This window comes from Rhizobium sp. BK181, assembly GCF_014193305.1.
Classification (GTDB): domain Bacteria; phylum Pseudomonadota; class Alphaproteobacteria; order Rhizobiales; family Rhizobiaceae; genus Rhizobium.
In genome coordinates this window covers 446672-464224 of the sequence record NZ_JACHZA010000003.1, presented here as the reverse complement: position 1 = coordinate 464224, position 17553 = coordinate 446672, and the positions used below count along the sequence as shown (strand labels likewise).

Genomic DNA, 17553 nt, shown 5'->3' with positions numbered 1-17553 from the left:
AATTCTATTTCTGGTGCTATGTCTTGAAAGCGGTTTGAGGCGAAGCGCGGAGCGCGCATGTCGACAGCGGTTGCCATCCTGGGGGGTATCGGGCTGTTCCTGCTCGGTATGACCGTCATGACCGACGGCCTGAAGGCGCTGGCGGGATCGGCGCTGCGCACCGTGCTAGGCAAGGCCGCTGCAACGCCGCTTTCGGGCGCTTTTTGGGGCGCGATCGTCACCCTGCTCGTCCAGTCGTCAAGCGCTGTGACGATGACGACGATTGGCCTTGTGAGCGCTGGACTCCTGACCTTCCCGCAAGGACTTGGCCTCGTATTTGGAGCAAATGTCGGCACGACGGGAACCGCCTGGCTCGTGGCGCTGATCGGTGTGCGCGTCTCGCTTTCGACCTACGCCTTGCCGATCATCTTCTTTGGTGCGCTGGCGAAGTTGCTTGGTGGTCGGCGGATCGCGGCCATCGGCGGCGCCCTCGCGGGATTTGCGCTGGTCCTCTATGGTTTGACAACGCTGCAGCAGGGCATGGGCGGCTTGGCCGAAACCTTGCATCCGTCCGACCTGCCCGCTGTCCTCGGCACGCCGGGTGTCGGCTGGATGGAAGGCTCGGTGGGCCTGTTAAGCCTGATCGTCGTCGGCTTGGCGATGACGGCAGTCATGCAGTCCTCGACAGCGTCGATCGCCGTCACCATCTCGGCTTTCTACGCCGGTGCCGTCGGCCTCGAGCAGGGCGCGGCCCTGATCATCGGTCAAAACATCGGGACGGCGACCAGCTCCGCCTTGGCGGCCATTGGCGCCAGCGCAACGGCCAAGCGCCTGGCTCTTGCCTATGTCCTGTTCAAGCTCATCGCAGCACTCATCGCCATCGTCGCCTTTCCATTCACGGCGCCGCTGATGCGGGCCTTTACCGCATCGATCGATGGGATGACGCTGCTGGCTGCCTACCATACGGCCTATAATGTGGTGGGCGTCGCAGTGCTCCTTCCTGCGACGGAGTGGTTCACCCGCACGGTCGAGCGGCTCTTGCCCTCCAAGCAGACGGCACTTCAGCAGGCTCTCGATCCGAGCGCGCTCGCCAGTCCGGTGATCGCCGTCGAAACCGCGCGGCGTGTCATAGCCGGCGTTCTCGGAAGGATCGCGGCCGCCGTTTCCGCAACGCTTTCCGGCGGAGGCACGAGGTCCACCGAGGCCAACGACGCGGCCGCGCTTCTGGAAGTGCGGGCGTTCCTCTCCGAACTGAGTGCCGGTCCAGAGACGGACGCTGAGCGCCAGCGTATGACGAGCACGCTCCACGCACTCGACCACGCCTCCCGCCTTCTCGAAACCTTGGCCGACGGCGGTCCGCTAAAACATCCGGTCGAGGCGACAGATGGCCTCCGCACCACCGATCTTTGCACACGCACCATGCGTGCGGTGGAGGCAATCGCCGGTTCCATCACCTCGGAATGTGCTCTGAGCATAAAAGCCGCCCCCATCGGCTGGAACGTCTCGGCCGAGGTCGCCGTGGCGCTCGCTGACGCCGAGGCTGCTGCAAGCGCGCTAGAAGTCCTGCAGCGCAACCATCGCGCCGCCATCCTCGCATCCGTTGCCCCAGGCGAGCTGACGGCGGCGGACGCATTTGCGCGGATCGATGCTGCCCGACGGCTGGACCGGATCGCTCATCACGCCTGGCGCGCGGCCGTCCATCTCCTCGGTCGTGGTGCAAATGCCGATTGAGGCGTGTCTTGAGCCGACGCGAGCGGGCAAGATACGGCGTTGCCGCTCTTTTTTGAGAGGAGAGACCTCGGCGGGGGTTCCGCGACAACCACCGAGGTCTCCCTGTACCCCTTCGAGAAGAATTCTTGAGGTAGAGCGCGCAGCGATTTTGGAAACCCAATGACGACGCATAAATTGAGTCAACCGGCGTGCGGGGCGATGCCATCGTCACAAGCGGACCGGCTTGTCGCTCCGTCGCTATCCTTGCCAAACGCAAAACACCCAGCCCGGCTATTGTGCTAGATTGCATCATCACGTGCTTCCGTTGCGGGAGGGATCGAGAATGCAGCGCAAGCTGGCCACGATCATGGTCGGGGATTTCGTCGGCTCCACCCCTGCTATGGAAACGGACGAGGAAGGGGCAATTGTCCGAATCGATGCCGTCCTGGACACGGTTCGTTCGGTCGTCCGGCGTCATGACGGCCGTGTCTTCGGCACCGCAGGCGACGCCCTGCTCGCCGAGTTCAGCAGCCCTGTCAACGCGCTGAGGTGCGCGATCGCGGCGCGTGCCGAGATCGCCGCCATGCCTGGATCGAGCGGTGGCGAGATGCGTTTCGGCCTCCACGTCGCAGATGTCGTCGTGGTCGGCACGGACCTGCGCGGCGACGGGGTGAACATCGCCGCCCGCATCGAGGCGTCGGCTCAACCTGGCGCAATCGAGGTTTCAGGGCTGCTATACGACCAGGTCCGGCGGGTGTCGCCATGTGGGTTCGAAGATACCGGCGAACGGCAGCTGAAGGGCATTCTCGAGCCGATCCGGGTCTACCGGGTCACCGAACTGGTGGACCGCCACGTGTTTCAGTTCGCTCCAACGCGTTCCACGCCGAATGCGGCCCAATCTCCTCGTACGAACTCAATCGCAGTGGGGCGCTTCGACATTGCGCCCGGCGCTGTCGTGGATCAATCTTTCCTGGCGGAAGGCATTACCGACGACCTCACACTGGAGCTTAGCCGCCTGAAGGGATTGTTTGTCAGTTCCCGCTCCGCGGCAACCGCCCTGACGACCAAAGACCCGGTCGAGATCGGCCGCCTACTCGGCGTTGGCTATGTCATCAGCGGTTCCATCCGGCAAGCGGGTGACGAGATGCGGATCAACATCCAGTTGACGGAAACTGGTGAGGGTCTGGTCATCTGGTCCGATCGCATCACGCGTCCGTTTCGCGAATTGCTCGATGTCATGGACGAGATCATCGCGCGCGTTGCAGCCACCGTATCTGGACGGGTCGAGCAGTCGGAACTTGCTGCGGCTCGTTTGAAGCGCCCGGAAAACATGACGGCCTACGAGTATTATCTGCGCGGACTTGATCATCACCGCCTGATTGGCGTCTCGGATAGTCACATCCACGAAGCCATGGCCTGGTTCGAGCGCTCGATGACCACGGACCCCGGGTTCGGCCGGCCTTTCGGCATGCACGTCTGCTCATGGAGCAACCTGCCAAGTTTTGACCTCCAGAAGGCGGAACAGCAGGTTGCGCACGCGCTCGCCCTCGATCCCACGGACCCGGAAGCCCATCGCATCATGGGCGCGATCAAGATGAAGTCAGGCGACTTCGTTTCGGCGCGTTACCATCATATCCGTGCGCATGAACTCGCCCCGAACGACGCCTATATTCTCGGCCGCAGCGCGGCGTTCTATGTTTATGCCGGCGAGCCTGAGCGCGCCCTCGAAATGCTTGATCGCGCTGAGACGCTCGATCCCTTCCTGCCAGTCTGGATCACCGAGGAGCGAGTGGCGGCCCTCTACACGCTGGGCCGTTTCGACGACATGCTGCGCGTCGCGCTGACACTGCCCTTCCAGACGAGGAGGACGTCGCTCTACCAGATCGCTGCCTGCATGGCCTGCGGTAACGCCGCGCGGGCTGAGCTTCTGGTTCGGCAGGCGCTTTCGCTCGATCCCGGTCTCTCGGCAGTCTACATCAGGATGCAGGAAACCTATGCGGACACGTCGATCACGGAGACCATGATCCAGCGCAATTGCGATGCCGGCTTGCCATTGACGCCGCGGAAGCCCGCGGTCCGGAAGAAATCGCTCTTGCTGAGATGACAAGCGCCGAGCAGCGTGCCTTCGCTCCTTCAGCTCACGACAGGGCGAAGATTTTTACTTCTCTCCCGATGCCGTGAAGCTCCTCCATCCGGGAGACCGAGCTGATCCCGCTATCTCGCAGGATCTCCGAAACGTGGGCGTCCCCGACAATCGCTTCCGTCGTCAGGATCACGTTGGGATCGGCAAGGCCCTGCACGCGCGACGCGATATTAACCGTCTGGCCGAAGTAGTCCTGCCGGTCGTTCAGGTTGACGGCAAGGCATGGTCCCTCATGGATGCCGATCTTCAGGAGGAGATCGTCGCTGCCATGTTCGGCATTCAATTGAAGCATCGCCTCCCGCATCCGCAGGGCGGCCGCAACCGCGCGGTCGGGGCTCGGGAAAGTCGCCATCACGGCATCGCCAATCGTCTTGACGACCGCGCCGGCCTCCGTGGCGACGATCTCGTGAAGAACCCTGAAATGGGCCCGCACCAGGTCGAAAGCGGCGAGATCCCCCACACGCTCGTAGAGGGCGGTCGAGCCTCTGAGGTCCGTGAAAAGGAACGTCAGGCTTGTGATCTTCAGCCGCTGGTCGACGTCAAGCGTGTCGGTCCGGTAGATGTCGCGGAAGCTCTGGTTCGTCAGCAGACGCTTGGCCGTCAGGAATGGTCGCCTGCTGCCCAATAGGTTATGCAGGTCGTCTCCAGCGACGCAGATGTTCGGTACAACTCTGCGATCGGTGTGGTTCTCGAGGGCGATCCGCAGCGGGCCTGGACGGAGCGTTAGCGTATCGCTCAACGCATGCCCGCGACTGATGACCATCGAGAGGTTCTGCCGTTCGCCGGTCGGCTCTCCCTGCACGTCGATGAACTGCGCCGAATGTGTTACCGCATCGAAAATGATGACGAATTGAGCCGGCAGTCGGACGGAGACGAAAGCCTTCTCGCCCGGATCCAGCTCGATGATCTCCAAGAGGATTCGTCCGAAGATCGCTTCGAAGTCCTCTGGCAAATCGACGCCGGAGCTGAAGAAGATTTGACGGTAGTACTCCAGCGGAGGTAGCCGATCGGGATCATGGGCAGCGATCCGCCGCACGCGCGGACTGACCGTGAACGTCACCTCGACCATCTCGTCGAGCGTTGGCTCGTAGCCAGCTGCACAGAGCGCGCAATGGTAGCTCTCCTGGTCGACGGTCTTGAGGGTCGCGCCGGTGTCAAGGACTCCACCACAACCTGGACAAAGGACATTCCAGGTCATCTCGAACACGCCCAGACGGGCCGCATGCAGCAGCGCCGCGATCGTTTTCTCTTCATCGAGATAATGTGCCTTTGCGAAGGCCAGCGCATTGATACGATTGAGATCCCGATCCGAGCCGCGCATGACTGCGTTCTCGATGCACTCGACCGTCTGCCGATCGGCCGCCTGTCGCAGGGCGGCAAAAAGCGCGTCCACTTCACTCATCAGACAAGCCTCTCTGCGCCTGGTCCCACGACGGACGGCGTAGGAGCAGAAATCATAACACGGGAACGCCCCGATAGAAATCTTGACGCCTGACACTGCCCCTAGCACTCCGGCGTATGCGCTGCGGATTACTACCTGGACTGGAGCCAAGTCGCCAGATCTTTGCGCCGCGGAACCCAGGCGCCCGGTGCGAAAATTGCATCGGCCGGCGAAAACTCAGCTCCCAGCGGATCAGCCATCCGGCAACCACCGACAACCGGTTTCCGCGCACTGCGCGCAGCACAGTCGTTGTAACTTTCTTTTTCACAGGGTCTTGTAACTATGATTCTCATAGTCAATTAGGGTCTTGTTGAAGCCGGTTCAACGACCGCGTTGCAAGCCAAGGAGATGACCAATGGTTGACGCCACCTACCCTCGAGAGCAAACCGCATTCCTTCTTGTCGATCCGTACAATGACTTCCTGTCCGAAGGCGGAAAGGTTCATCCACATATCAAGCCAATCGCCGATGAGGTGGGGCTTCTTGATAACCTCCGCCGTTTGGATGCTGCCGTGCGATCGGCGGGCATCCAGGTGGCCATCGTTCCCCACCGTCGGTGGGAGCCCGGCGACTATGAGGATTGGGATCACCCAAATCCGACGCAGCAATTGATCATGCACCGCCACAGCTTCGCGCGCGGTGAGTGGGGCGGCGAATGGCACCCCGATTTTGCGCCGAAGCCCGGCGACATCGTCGCCAAGGAACACTGGGGTCAAAGCGGGTTTGCCAACACCGATCTCGACATGCGGCTGAAGCAGAAGGGTATCACCCATGTGATCGTGGTCGGATTGCTCGCCAACACCTGCATCGAGTCCACTGCCCGCTTCGCGATGGAACTCGGTTATCACGTGACCCTTGTGACCGACGCAACGGCCGCCTTCTCGCACGCGATGATGCATGCGGCGCATGAGTTGAACGGTCCGACGTTCGCGCACTCAATCCTGACAACAGCGGAACTGATCGAGGCTTTGCCTGAGGCGCAAGGCTAAACCCAAAACGGAACCCGAAGGTACGGCAATGAACTAGGCTGGAGGCTCGATGCCGACTTCACGGCGACAACGATTACCGCGTCATACAATTCACGCCACCGGGCTCCGCGCCTCGGTCATCCTCGGCAGACACGTGACGGCGGCAGTCCCCAGCTCCGCACAGGGACTGTACCTGATCGTCTCGGACATCGAGGCTGCGGCAGCGATCGGCTCGCACGCGGCGTCGAAATCAGCGAGGCTTTCCATCACGCCGGCGACGCTCACGCCGGTCCTGATGAACCCTATCTGTTCGGCAGGGTCCGGGTACGTGGCCCGGATCCGGAACGCGGCAGCTATCGCTCCTATGCCTCGTTCAATGACCCGGACGGCAACGGCTGGTTACTTCAGGATGTAACAGCGCGTCTGCCTGGACGCGTGGATGCGGACGACACGACATTCGCCTCCCGGGCGGAGCTCGCCGGCACACTTCGCCGTGCCGAGGCCGCCCACGGTGAACATGAGAAGCGAACAGGTCAGCGTGACGCGGATTGGCCCAGTTGCTACACCGAGTAGATCGTAAACGAGCAGGCCGGCAAGCCGCTGCGGTTATGACTACAGCACGCCGGTGCTGACAACGTTCGAACGCCCGTCCCAAAGCGCGGATTGCCCGCTTTGGGCTTCAGAAGCCAGGATCAGCGATCTCAAGAAACACAGTTTCGCATCTTCTTGGTTTTGGGTACTTGTGTGAAGGAGGCCCCATCATGGGTGGGGCCGGCTCTCCGGTTTCGACATTGTCAACCTTGGGAGGCAAAGATGAATCCGTTCGCACAACACCAAAGCATGCCTTGCGGTTGTGTTGCCTGTACAGATGGGGCGCAGCTCGCAGCCCCCTCGCGCCGCCATTTCCTGTGCGGCTCGCTGGCAGCCGCAGGAATGTTGGCGAGCGCTGCTGTTTCGTCCAGCACGCCAGCGGCGGCACAAAGCACCCTCACCCCCGATGAGGCGCTCCAGGCAATGATGGATGGAAACAAGCGCTTCGTTGATGGCCGTCTCCAGTCCCTCAATGAAGATCTTTCGATCCTCAAGGCAAGGACGGCCGAAAAGCAGGAGCCTTTCGCGGCAGTCCTGTCGTGCGCCGATTCACGCGTGCCCGTCGAGTATGTCTTCGACCAGAGCATCGGCCACCTCTTCGTTGTGCGCGTCGCCGGAAATGTCACCACGCCGGAGATTACCGCAAGCCTCGAATACGGCGTTGCCGTTCTTGGCGTCAAAGCTCTCTTGGTTCTCGGCCACAGCAACTGCGGTGCAGTGAAGGCCACCATCGAAGGCAAGTCAGTACCCGGGCAGATCGGAGCCCTCTATGCGCCCATTTGGCCAGCAGTGAATATGGCGGGAAACGACCTCGACGCCGTGATCGACGCCAACGCAAAGATCCAGGCGACTCTGCTCAGCCGAACCTCCACCATCATCGCGCAAGCTTCCAAGGAGGGAAAACTCAAGGTCGTCGCGGGCCGCTACGATATTGCCACCGGAGCAGTCTCGTTGCTCGTCTAGTTGCCCGCAGGTGACCGCGATGTCGATGTTCTTGCATAAAACCATACTCGAAATCCACGGCCTAAGGTGCGGAAGTGCGTCAGGCGCTCGAAGCCGCGAAGCCTGAGGTCGTCATTCATCAGCTCACCTAGCTCCCGGCCAACCGGCTCAGCGTCGACGACGGGCTCAAGAGGCCGGTGCGGAGGTCGTCCATCATGACCTCTCACTAACGGGAGCCGCCAATGAGGACAAGGAAGGCCTCACATCCCCCTAATCCCGCCGGTCTGGAAGACCTTCGAAATGCTTCAAGGTGTCGTCGAGCTGCACCCACGCATGTTTCGATTGCTCGAAGACGGACATGGCAGGCGGCGCGTAGGTAGGGTCGGCAAACGCGCCAACCCCCACACCGATCCAGGACGGCGCACCATCGGCCTTCCAATAGACGGTCGAACCGCAGGTCGGGCAAAAATACATATGAACCTTGCGGCCGCTATCGGCAGTGCGAATGAATTCGGTCGACGTCCCGCATATTTCGACACAATCGATCGCATAGAACGAATTGGCGCTGAACGGTGCGCCCGTTCTTCGCTGACACGCGAGACAGTGACACAGCGCCGTCAATAGTGGTGGTTCGCTAACGGCCAGTCTGAGAGCGCCACAGGCGCATTGGGCATCGGCCATGAAAACTCCTTCCGCTTGCGCGGCGAGATCAATCGAGCTGAGAGGTGGAACGCAGGCCCGAACCGCAATTCTTGCGACAGGCGATGCGAAGAGGCGGAGCCCTGATACAATGAAGGCCTACTAAACATGAATGTAGACCGCGGACCGCCGAAGTCTAGTGGACCGCCCAGTACTACGAGCGGCGAGCGCCGGATCTCATACGACGAGCAACCTTTGGCGATCGTCGCCGGAGAGGCTGGTCCGGAGTTTTCGTTGCGTTTTGCTTGGTGGGCATCGCTTGGCAATTGCGTTTCGCGGGAACGCGCCCTTTAGTAGAGCTGGTCGTGGCAAACGGTGTATCAGGGCACAAGCGCATGGATCCCACACACTTGTTCGAACTGGTTATCGGTATGTTCGTGGCGATCATCGCGCTGCACTATGCCGCCGACCGTTTTGGGTTGCCGCCGTCCGTGGCACTGCTTGCCGGCGGCGCGCTGCTCGCCTTCCTGCCGGGCCTGCCGACGATTACGGTCGACCCCGGTTTGGTGCTCGTCATCTTCCTGCCGCCACTCCTGATGGACGGTGCCTGGTCCATCGCTCTTCATCCGCTACGCCGCCATGTGATCGGCATCGCCTCGCTTGCCATCGGAGCGGTGTTTTTCACCTGCGCCGTCGTGGCCGCTGTCACCCATCTCCTGTTTCCGTCGCTGCCCTGGGCAGCGTGCGCGGCGCTCGGCGCAATCGTTTCGCCACCTGACGCCGTTTCCGCCCGCGCTATCCTGGAGCGGGTACGGTTGCCCCGGCGCCTGCAAATCCTGCTCGAGGGCGAAAGCCTGCTCAACGACGCGAGCGGCCTCGTGCTGTTCCGTTTCGCGGTCGCCGCCGCGGTCACCGGGGGTTTCAGCGTGGTCGACGCGGCAGGAAGCTTCCTGCTTCTGGCCGCAGGCGGCGCCTTCGTCGGCATCGTCGTCGGAACGGTCTGGGTTCTGTTCGTGCGGCGGCTCGGCGATGAGTACCTGATAATCGCCGGAACGACCCTGTTGTGTTGGGCCTCATATCTGCTGGGCGAACTGATCCATGTTTCGGGCGTCATTGCCACCGTGACCGCCGGCCTGATCATGGGTTGGTATCAGCACACGGTCCTTTCGGCCTCAACGCGCATGCGCGGCACGTCGTTCTGGACCGTGATCGTCTTCCTGATGGAAGCCGCTGTCTTCATATTGATCGGGCTATCGCTGCGCGGGGTCGTCGAACGCGGGGGCGGCTTTGGTGTCGTGGCTGCAACGATGGGATTGCCCATCCTTGCAATCCTTGTCGCACTCACCCTCGCACGCTTTGCCTGGCTCTTCGGATCCGACCTCGTGATCAAGTTCTGCAACCTTCTGGGTTTTGATCGATACACGCCGCTCGGCAGCCGTGGCGTAACTGTCATAAGCTGGGCGGGTGTCCGCGGCGTCGTGACGCTGGCGCTCGCGCTGAGCGTGCCGGAAGGCTTTCCCGGCAGGGACCTGATCCTAGTCACGTCGTTTGCCGTCATTGTCGGGACCGTGCTTGTGCAGGGAACGACGCTCGGACGCGTTATCAGCTGGGCAAGGCTGATCGAGCCGGAGGCGGAAAGAGCGCGACTCTCCATGAGCCAAGCCGAAGCTGCCATGGCCCAGGCGCAATTCGCGACCGTCCAAAACCTTGCCTATGACAAAGAGGGAAACCTCATCCATCCGCAGTTGCTAGAGCGCTATCAGCGCCGGGCCGTGGCGATCGTCGACTATGCGGCACGCACCGACCACTACTCGCCGATCCTCCATGCCCATTTCGATGTCGTTCTCGAGGCGGTAGCGACAGGGCGGCGTGAACTGATCCGGCTCCACCGCGCTGGCGAGATCGACGACGAGACACTGCATGAGCTGGAACGGGATCTGGATCTCGAGGAGCTCAGCGCGATTTCCGCCAAGTCGTGACCGAAGCCATGGTGATCAGCCGCGCCGGGCGGCTTCGATCTTAGCAACGTCGATCTTTTGCATCGTCATCATCGCGTCGAACGCACGTTTGGCCTCGGCGCCACCGACCGCCAGCGCTTCGGTTAGAACGCGCGGGGTGATCTGCCAGGAAACACCCCACCTGTCCTTGCACCAGCCGCATTCGCTTTCCTGACCGCCATTGCCGACGATGGCATTCCAGTAGCGATCGGTTTCCTCCTGATCGTCAGTCGCGATCTGAAAGGAAAAGGCTTCGTTGTGCTTGAAAATGGGGCCGCCGTTCAGGCCGATGCAGGGGATACCGGCAACCGTGAATTCGACCACCAGCACGTCTCCCTGCTTGCCGTCCGGATAATCTCCCGGTGCGCGAATGACGGCACCGACCGCACTGTCCGGAAAGGTTTCCGCGTAAAAGCGCGCGGCGGCCTCGGCCTCCTTGTCGTACCATACGCAGATCGTATTCTTGGGCATGTCGCGGTTCCTTCGCTGTTGGTTTGCCTTTGTCCTCCTGACATAAGAGGCAACCCGGCTTTCTCCAGCGCTATTCGCGCTGCAATGACCAAAACCGCGAATGGACGAGGTTGTTCCTTCGGTCGGGCCACCAGTGGACGGCGCCTTCCCCTTTACGAACCCACCACGCCCTTGATCAGCGCCTTGGCGTCGTCGCTGTCCCAGGCGGCCGGGCCGTTCATGGCGGAGATCAGGCAGCCCTTGTCGTCAATCAGCAGCGTGACCGGCAGACCGAAGGCAAGGCCTTCCTTCTTCAGGCTGTTGAACACCTCGATGGTGTTGTCGCGATAGAGCTTCAGCGCATCGACGCCGATTTCGCTGAGGAAGGCCTTTGGCTTCTCGTCATCGCCGGTGTCGATGTTGACCGGCACGACCTGAAACTTGTCGCTGCCTAGCTCCTTCTCCAATGTGTTCAGAGCCGGCATTTCCTCGCGGCAGGGCACACACCACGTCGCCCACAGATTGAAGAGCACCGTCTTGCCGGCGAAACTGTCGAGCGTCATCGGCTGGCCGTCTGCGCCCTTGAAAGCGACGGTAGTGAGCTTGCGATGCTCGTCCGGGGCAACCATCGCCGCCACCTGTCCCTTGAGCAGCGGTGCGATCCGCGTGGCAATCTCCTTTGTCGCCGCGCATTCGCCCGAGGCCGTTTGCGTCCCACCATTGCCAGACCCGGCTTCCCTGATGTAAACCGCTGCCGCACCGGCAATAATGCCTGCGACGGCCGCGATCCCGATCAGCTTCAGGGATGGCAGGCGCAGGGGCGTTCTTGTCGTCATTTCATTCTCCGAGACACGCGTTCTTCAAGGCAGGCATCGTCATGGCCGACAGCACGGACACCAAATCCTCCAACCAGATGTGGGGCGGCCGTTTCGCCTCCGGTCCCGATGCGATCATGGAGGAGATAAATGCCTCGATCGGTTTCGACAAGAAGCTGTTTGCCCAGGACATCCGCGGCTCGATCGCCCATGCCACCATGCTCGCCCACCAGGGCATCATTTCCGCTGACGATAAAGACAAAATCGTCGCGGGGCTAAACACGATCCTGTCAGAAATAGAGAGCGGCAACTTCGAATTCTCCCGCAAGCTCGAGGACATTCACATGAATGTCGAGGCCCGTCTCGCGACGCTGATCGGCCCGGCCGCCGGTCGTCTCCACACGGCCCGCTCGCGCAACGACCAGGTGGCGCTCGACTTCCGCCTGTGGGTGAAGGAAGAGCTGCAGAAGACCGAGCAGCTGCTCACCAATCTGATCGCAGCCTTCCTCGACCGCGCCGAAGAGCATGCCGACACCGTCATGCCCGGTTTCACGCACCTGCAGACCGCGCAGCCCGTCACCTTCGGTCATCACTGCATGGCCTATGTCGAAATGTTCGGCCGCGACCGCTCGCGCGTCCGTCACGCCATCGAGCACCTGGACGAAAGCCCGATCGGCTCGGCGGCACTCGCCGGCACCGGCTATCCGATCGATCGCCATATGACGGCCAAGGCCCTCGGCTTCCGAGAGCCGACCCGCAATTCGATCGACACCGTTTCGGACCGCGATTTCGCCATCGAATTCCTGGCCCTCGCCGCCATCTGTGCCATGCACCTGTCACGTCTGGCCGAGGAGATCGTCATCTGGTCGACGCCTCAGTTCGGTTTCGTCCGCTTGTCGGATGCCTTCTCCACCGGCTCCTCGATCATGCCGCAGAAGAAGAACCCGGATGCCGCCGAGCTGGTGCGCGCCAAGACCGGCCGCATCAACGGCTCACTGATCGCCCTGCTGACGATCATGAAGGGTCTGCCGCTCGCCTATTCCAAGGACATGCAGGAAGACAAGGAACAGGTCTTCGACGCCGCCGAAAGCCTGGAACTGGCAATATCAGCCATGACCGGCATGGTCCGCGACATGACAATCAATACCGCCCGTATGAAGGCCGCGGCCGGCTCCGGCTATTCGACGGCGACCGACCTTGCCGACTGGCTCGTGCGCGAAGCCGGACTGCCGTTCCGCGACGCCCACCATGTGACCGGCCGTGCGGTAGCGCTGGCCGAGAGCAAAAGCTGTGATTTGGCCGAGCTGCCGCTTGCCGATCTGCAGGCCATCAACGCTGCCATCACAGACAAGGTGTACGATGTTCTGACGGTCGAGGCATCGGTTGCCAGCCGCAAGAGCTTCGGCGGAACCGCGCCTTCGGAAGTGCGCAAGCAGATCGCCTATTGGCGCGCCCGCAACTGACCTCAACAATCAGGGTGCACAAGCTGGATAAACTTCGCTATGAAGATGTCCACCAGTGCCGCTTCCCAAGAGGAATTCCATGCAGAAGAGCTTGCCGCAGATCGTCCGCCTGACGGTTGTTTTTGCCGTGATCGGCCTTGCCGTCGCCGGGTGCGGACGAAAAGGCGATCTCGATCCGCCGAGCGCGAATGCAACGAAGACCGGCGACTCGTCGAAGCCGACGCCGCAGCCGGGCACCGCGAACAGGCCATTCATTCTCGATCCGCTTCTCTAAGAGGCCAAGACCGTGAACCATTTCCAGTACATTGACGGCGTCCTCCACGCCGAAAACGTTCCCGTTCCCGAGATCGCCAAGGCCGTCGGCACGCCGTTTTACTGCTATTCCACGGCGACACTCGAGCGCCACTACCGCGTCTTCGCCGAAGCGTTGAGCGGTGTCGACGCGATGGTCTGCTATGCCATGAAGGCGAACTCCAACCAGGCGGTGCTGAAGACGCTCGGCAATCTCGGCGCGGGGATCGACGTTGTCTCCGAAGGCGAACTGCGCCGCGCACTGGCCGCCGGCATCCCGGCATCGCGCATCATGTTCTCGGGCGTCGGCAAGACGCCGCGGGAAATGGATTACGCGCTCGAGGCCGGTATCTACTGCTTCAACGTCGAGTCCGAGCCGGAACTCGAGATCCTCAACCAGCGTGCCGTCAAGGCCGGGAAAAAGGCACCGGTCTCCTTCCGGATCAATCCCGATGTCGATGCGCGAACGCATGCGAAGATCTCGACCGGCAAGAAGGAAAACAAGTTCGGCATTTCATGGGAGCGCGCCCGCGCCGTCTATGCCCGTGCCGCAACCCTGCCTGGGATCGAAGTGACCGGCATTGACATGCATATCGGCAGCCAGATCACCGACCTGCAGCCGTTCGAGGACGCCTTCAAGCTGCTGCGCGAGCTGGTCGGCACGCTGCGCGCCGACGGCCACGCCATACACCACGTCGATGTCGGCGGCGGCCTTGGCATTCCTTACCGCGATGACAACAACCCACCACCGTCACCGGAAGCCTATGCCGCAGTCGTCACGAGCGCGCTGCACGAACTCAACTGCAAGATCGTCACCGAGCCCGGCCGCCTGATCGTCGGCAATGCCGGCATTCTGGTCACCGAGGTGGTTTATGTGAAGGACGGCGGCGAGAAGACCTTCGTGATCGTCGACGGCGCGATGAACGATCTCATCCGCCCGACGCTCTATGAGGCCTATCACGAGATCCGCCCGGTCGTGATCTCGGCGGCGAACGCGCCCCGCATCAAGGCGGATGTCGTCGGTCCTGTCTGCGAAACCGGCGATTTCCTGGCGCTGGACCGCGAAATGGCCATTCCGAAGCCGGGCGACCTTTTCGCCGTTAGCACCGCGGGCGCCTATGGGGCGGTTCAGGCCGGCACCTACAACAGCCGCCTTCTGATTCCCGAGGTGCTGGTGAAGGGCAGCGATTTCCACGTGATTCGCCCACGTACCACCTACGAAGAGCTGATCGGCCTCGATTCCCTCCCGGCCTGGCTGGATTGATCCGCCAGCGATTGCGCATCACTTTTTGGCGAGAACCGTGAAAAACCGGCATCGGCCGGTCCTTGCCCTCGTCTTCGCCACAAAGAATGTTATCTTTGATTGAGAGCGAATTGTGCCAGCAATCGCCGAAGCACCCTCTGCCCTTGAACGCCAGCTCGCGGAGAACGGATTGAACAAGAGCTCCAGCAGGGAGAAAAACGGTGCATTTGCCCTGAGGCCGTCCTTGGCACGGCTGGTCGCGGCAAAGCGCCTTCTGGCGCGCCTGGTCCTGCTGTCCGAGCAAATCCTGCCGCTCTTCCTGCCGATCCTTTCCGTCGTGGCGCTCTATCTGGCGGCATCGTGGTTCGGCGTCTTCCGCTACGCGCCCGAATGGATCCGCTTGGCACTGCTGATCATTTTCGCGATTGCCGCCGTCGCAACGCTGCTTCCGCTGCGTCGGCTCCATTGGCCCGACACGGCCGCTGCCGACCGGCTGCTCGAACAGCGCAACGGCCTGCAGCACCAGCCGGTGGCCGTTCAGGAAGACGAGCCCGCCACCGACACTCCCTTCGCGCGCGCCCTCTGGCGCGAACACCAGACGCGTATGGCGGAGAAGATCGCGGCGCTCGATACCGGCTTTCCGCGTCCCGACATCGCCTCGCACGACCGGATGGCGTTGCGCGCCGTTCCCGCGCTGCTTGTGGTGATGGCTTTCGCCTATTCGCTGTCGATGAACGGCGGCTCGATTACGGACGCGCTGCAGCCGCGACCGACACCGCAGGCGAGCGATCCCGCCGTGCGCATCGATGCCTGGGTTACGCCTCCCTCGTACACCGGCCGCGCCCCCATCTATCTAACGGCAAATGGCACCGAGCAGGCAGCGATTCGCGTTCCTCAACTCTCGAATCTGACGATCCGCGTCAGCGGCGGCAAGACCGCCGAGAAAGTCATCTTCAGGAACGAGAACGGCGAGGCGCAGGAGATCGTGTCTCAAGAGGCGGGCAAGCCGACCGCGCCAATTCCGCAGCCTGAAGGCGCAGCACATACAGCTCTGTCGGCTGCCACGCATGAGATGAAGCTCGAGGAAAACGGCCAGCTTGAAGTCAACGGCCGGACGTGGAGCTTCGATGTCATCGCCGACAAGGCGCCGGAAATAGCCTTCAATGGAATGCCGAAGCCGACGGTCAACGGTGCGCTCGAGATCGGGTTCACTGTCAAGGACGATTACGGCGTGCAGGAAGCGCGTGCCGAGATCGTTCCCGTTGATGCCGACCCCGCCGCAACACCGCTCTATCCACTGCCCGATTTCCGGTTGGACATCCCTCGCCGCAACTCGCGAGATGCGAAAGGCGTAACCAGCAAGAACCTCACCGAACACCCGCTGTCCGGCAAGCGCGTCCGCATTACCCTCGTTGCCAAGGACGCCGCAGGCCAGACCGGCCGTAGTCCTCCGCATGAGATGACGCTGCCGGCCCGCCCGTTCAACGAGCCGCTTGCCGCTGCCGTGGCCGAGGAACGGCAGACGTTCTCGCTGGATACACGGAAGATGCCGGAAGCGGTTGCGTTGAACGAAGCACTGACGCTGCGTCCGGAAGAGACGATCCCGAACCTGACCAACTACCTGCTGCTGCAATCGGCGCTGACACGCATGAAGCTCACCAAGGGCGAAGAGGCGATGAAGGACACCGCCGATTATCTTTGGGACATTGCGATCGGCATGGAGGATGGTGACCTTTCGCAGGCCGAGCGCAACCTCCGCAATGCGCAGCAGAACCTGGCCGACGCGTTGCAGCGCAATGCACCGGATGCCGAGATCAAGAAGCTCATGGACGAGCTGCGCAAGGCAATGCAGGACTACATGAAGGAGCTCGCCCAGCGCATGCAAAATGCGCCGATGCAGCCGAACCAGAACGCACAGAACATCATTCGCCAGCAGGACCTGGAGCGGATGATGGATCAGATCGAAAATCTGGCGCGGTCGGGCAATCGCGATGCTGCCCAGCAGATGCTCTCCGAGCTGCAACGGATGATGAACAATCTGCAGGCCGGCAGGCCGCAGCAAGGACAGCAGGGCCAGGACAACAGCCAGATGCGCCAGCAGATGGACAAGCTCGGCCAGATCCTGCGTGACCAGCAGAAGCTGATGGAGGAAACCTTCAAGCTGGATCAGCAGCTGAAGGACCGCATGCAGCGTGGCGACCCCAACATGGGCATGAACGATCCGCTCCTCGACGACATGCCGATGGACAACGACGGCATGCAACAGGATCAACAGCAGGGCCAGCAAGATCAGGGTCAGAATCCGAACCAAAACCAGCAGGGTCAGAACCAGCCCGGGCAGCAGCCTTCGGATCAGATGACCGCGGAGCAGCTGCGCGAAGCCCTGAAGCAACTGCGTTCGCGCCAGGACGAACTCGGCAAGCAGCTCGGAGAGCTTCAGAAGGGGCTCGGCGACATGGGTATCAAGCCCGGCCCGGGCTTCGGCCAGGCGCAGCGCGAAATGGAAGGCGCCGGGCGTGAGCTCGGCCAGGGCCATGGCGAGCCCGCCATACAGGGCCAGGGACGCGCATTGGAAGCGCTGCGCCAAGGCGCGCGCGACATGATGAACCAGATGATGCAGGCAATGCAGGGTCAGCAGGGCCAGGGCCCGCAGGGGCAGGTGGGACAAGGCAACCAGAACGGCCGCGATCCCCTTGGCCGCCCGCGCCGCGCCGAAGGACCGGATTTCGGCGATCAGGTGAAGGTGCCCGACGAGATTGACGTCCAGCGGGCCCGAGAAATCCTCGACGCCATTCGCGAAAAGCTCGGCAACAACCCGACGCAGGCGATCGAACGGCAATATCTGGAACGACTGCTAGACATCCAGTAGCCGGTTTGTGCCA

General features: G+C 62.1%; 13 protein-coding genes and 1 pseudogene. 10 read left to right on the top strand and 4 right to left on the bottom strand.

Annotated elements, in window-relative coordinates:
* Positions 1 to 57 precede the first annotated feature (57 nt).
* Both FHT77_RS12150 and FHT77_RS12145 read left to right on the top strand, forming a co-directional pair.
* Positions 58 to 1710 carry a Na/Pi cotransporter family protein gene (locus FHT77_RS12150; protein ID WP_183755268.1) on the top strand — a complete coding sequence of 551 codons (1653 nt, stop codon included), beginning with the start codon at positions 58 to 60 and terminating at the stop codon, positions 1708 to 1710.
* A 322-nt stretch (positions 1711 to 2032) separates the two neighbouring features.
* Positions 2033 to 3793: an adenylate/guanylate cyclase domain-containing protein gene (locus tag FHT77_RS12145; protein WP_183755267.1), complete on the top strand. Its 1761-nt coding sequence runs from the start codon at positions 2033 to 2035 to the stop codon at positions 3791 to 3793.
* 34 nt (positions 3794 to 3827) lie between these two features.
* Here FHT77_RS12145 and FHT77_RS12140 read toward each other — a convergent pair whose 3' ends face one another.
* On the bottom strand, positions 3828 to 5234 hold the full coding sequence (locus FHT77_RS12140) for an adenylate/guanylate cyclase domain-containing protein (protein WP_183755266.1): 1407 nt from the start codon (positions 5232 to 5234) through the stop codon (positions 3828 to 3830).
* A gap of 394 nt (positions 5235 to 5628) precedes the next feature.
* Between FHT77_RS12140 and FHT77_RS12135 the strand changes: the two genes are divergently transcribed.
* The 3 genes and pseudogenes from FHT77_RS12135 (at position 5629) to FHT77_RS12130 (ending at position 7794) form a co-directional block, all read left to right on the top strand.
* Positions 5629 to 6261, top strand: a complete 633-nt coding sequence (locus FHT77_RS12135) for an isochorismatase family cysteine hydrolase (RefSeq protein WP_183755265.1) — start codon at positions 5629 to 5631, stop codon at positions 6259 to 6261.
* A gap of 33 nt (positions 6262 to 6294) precedes the next feature.
* Positions 6295 to 6813 (top strand): annotated as a pseudogene (locus FHT77_RS31235) (glyoxalase); the annotation flags it as partial.
* Between the two features lie 240 nt (positions 6814 to 7053).
* Positions 7054 to 7794, top strand: a complete 741-nt coding sequence (locus FHT77_RS12130) for a carbonic anhydrase (RefSeq protein WP_183755264.1) — start codon at positions 7054 to 7056, stop codon at positions 7792 to 7794.
* Between the two features lie 249 nt (positions 7795 to 8043).
* Here the strand turns inward: FHT77_RS12130 and FHT77_RS12125 are convergent, their stop codons facing one another.
* The gene (locus FHT77_RS12125; protein WP_183755263.1) at positions 8044 to 8454 is read right to left on the bottom strand and encodes a GFA family protein; all 411 of its coding nucleotides are present in this window, start codon (positions 8452 to 8454) and stop codon (positions 8044 to 8046) included.
* A 353-nt stretch (positions 8455 to 8807) separates the two neighbouring features.
* Between FHT77_RS12125 and FHT77_RS12120 the strand changes: the two genes are divergently transcribed.
* Positions 8808 to 10391, top strand: coding sequence for a Na+/H+ antiporter (locus FHT77_RS12120; RefSeq protein ID WP_183755262.1), 1584 nt, complete (start codon positions 8808 to 8810; stop codon positions 10389 to 10391).
* Positions 10392 to 10406: 15 nt separating this feature from the next.
* Here FHT77_RS12120 and FHT77_RS12115 read toward each other — a convergent pair whose 3' ends face one another.
* Positions 10407 to 10880 (bottom strand): VOC family protein, encoded by a 474-nt coding sequence (locus tag FHT77_RS12115; RefSeq protein ID WP_183755261.1) that lies wholly within the window; start codon positions 10878 to 10880, stop codon positions 10407 to 10409.
* Between the two features lie 152 nt (positions 10881 to 11032).
* Positions 11033 to 11695 carry a thiol:disulfide interchange protein TlpA gene (tlpA, locus tag FHT77_RS12110; RefSeq protein WP_183755260.1) on the bottom strand — a complete coding sequence of 221 codons (663 nt, stop codon included), beginning with the start codon at positions 11693 to 11695 and terminating at the stop codon, positions 11033 to 11035.
* 41 nt (positions 11696 to 11736) lie between these two features.
* Between tlpA and argH the strand changes: the two genes are divergently transcribed.
* The 4 genes from argH (at position 11737) to FHT77_RS12090 (ending at position 17540) form a co-directional block, all read left to right on the top strand.
* Positions 11737 to 13137 carry an argininosuccinate lyase gene (gene argH, locus FHT77_RS12105; RefSeq protein WP_183755259.1) on the top strand — a complete coding sequence of 467 codons (1401 nt, stop codon included), beginning with the start codon at positions 11737 to 11739 and terminating at the stop codon, positions 13135 to 13137.
* A 79-nt stretch (positions 13138 to 13216) separates the two neighbouring features.
* Positions 13217 to 13411 (top strand): LPS translocon maturation chaperone LptM, encoded by a 195-nt coding sequence (lptM, locus tag FHT77_RS12100; protein ID WP_016556431.1) that lies wholly within the window; start codon positions 13217 to 13219, stop codon positions 13409 to 13411.
* Between the two features lie 12 nt (positions 13412 to 13423).
* Positions 13424 to 14692, top strand: a complete 1269-nt coding sequence (gene lysA, locus FHT77_RS12095; protein WP_183755258.1) for a diaminopimelate decarboxylase — start codon at positions 13424 to 13426, stop codon at positions 14690 to 14692.
* 169 nt (positions 14693 to 14861) lie between these two features.
* On the top strand, positions 14862 to 17540 hold the full coding sequence (locus FHT77_RS12090; protein WP_246719787.1) for a TIGR02302 family protein: 2679 nt from the start codon (positions 14862 to 14864) through the stop codon (positions 17538 to 17540).
* The last annotated feature ends 13 nt before the right edge of the window (positions 17541 to 17553 follow it).

Coding starts and splice junctions, on each gene's coding strand:
- FHT77_RS12150 (WP_183755268.1), top strand. CDS start 58: ATGTCGACAGCGGTTGCCATCCTGGGGGGTATCGGGCTGTTCCTGCTC.
- FHT77_RS12145 (WP_183755267.1), top strand. CDS start 2,033: ATGCAGCGCAAGCTGGCCACGATCATGGTCGGGGATTTCGTCGGCTCC.
- FHT77_RS12140 (WP_183755266.1), bottom strand. CDS start 5,234: ATGAGTGAAGTGGACGCGCTTTTTGCCGCCCTGCGACAGGCGGCCGAT.
- FHT77_RS12135 (WP_183755265.1), top strand. CDS start 5,629: ATGGTTGACGCCACCTACCCTCGAGAGCAAACCGCATTCCTTCTTGTC.
- FHT77_RS12130 (WP_183755264.1), top strand. CDS start 7,054: ATGAATCCGTTCGCACAACACCAAAGCATGCCTTGCGGTTGTGTTGCC.
- FHT77_RS12125 (WP_183755263.1), bottom strand. CDS start 8,454: ATGGCCGATGCCCAATGCGCCTGTGGCGCTCTCAGACTGGCCGTTAGC.
- FHT77_RS12120 (WP_183755262.1), top strand. CDS start 8,808: ATGGATCCCACACACTTGTTCGAACTGGTTATCGGTATGTTCGTGGCG.
- FHT77_RS12115 (WP_183755261.1), bottom strand. CDS start 10,880: ATGCCCAAGAATACGATCTGCGTATGGTACGACAAGGAGGCCGAGGCC.
- tlpA (WP_183755260.1), bottom strand. CDS start 11,695: ATGACGACAAGAACGCCCCTGCGCCTGCCATCCCTGAAGCTGATCGGG.
- argH (WP_183755259.1), top strand. CDS start 11,737: ATGGCCGACAGCACGGACACCAAATCCTCCAACCAGATGTGGGGCGGC.
- lptM (WP_016556431.1), top strand. CDS start 13,217: ATGCAGAAGAGCTTGCCGCAGATCGTCCGCCTGACGGTTGTTTTTGCC.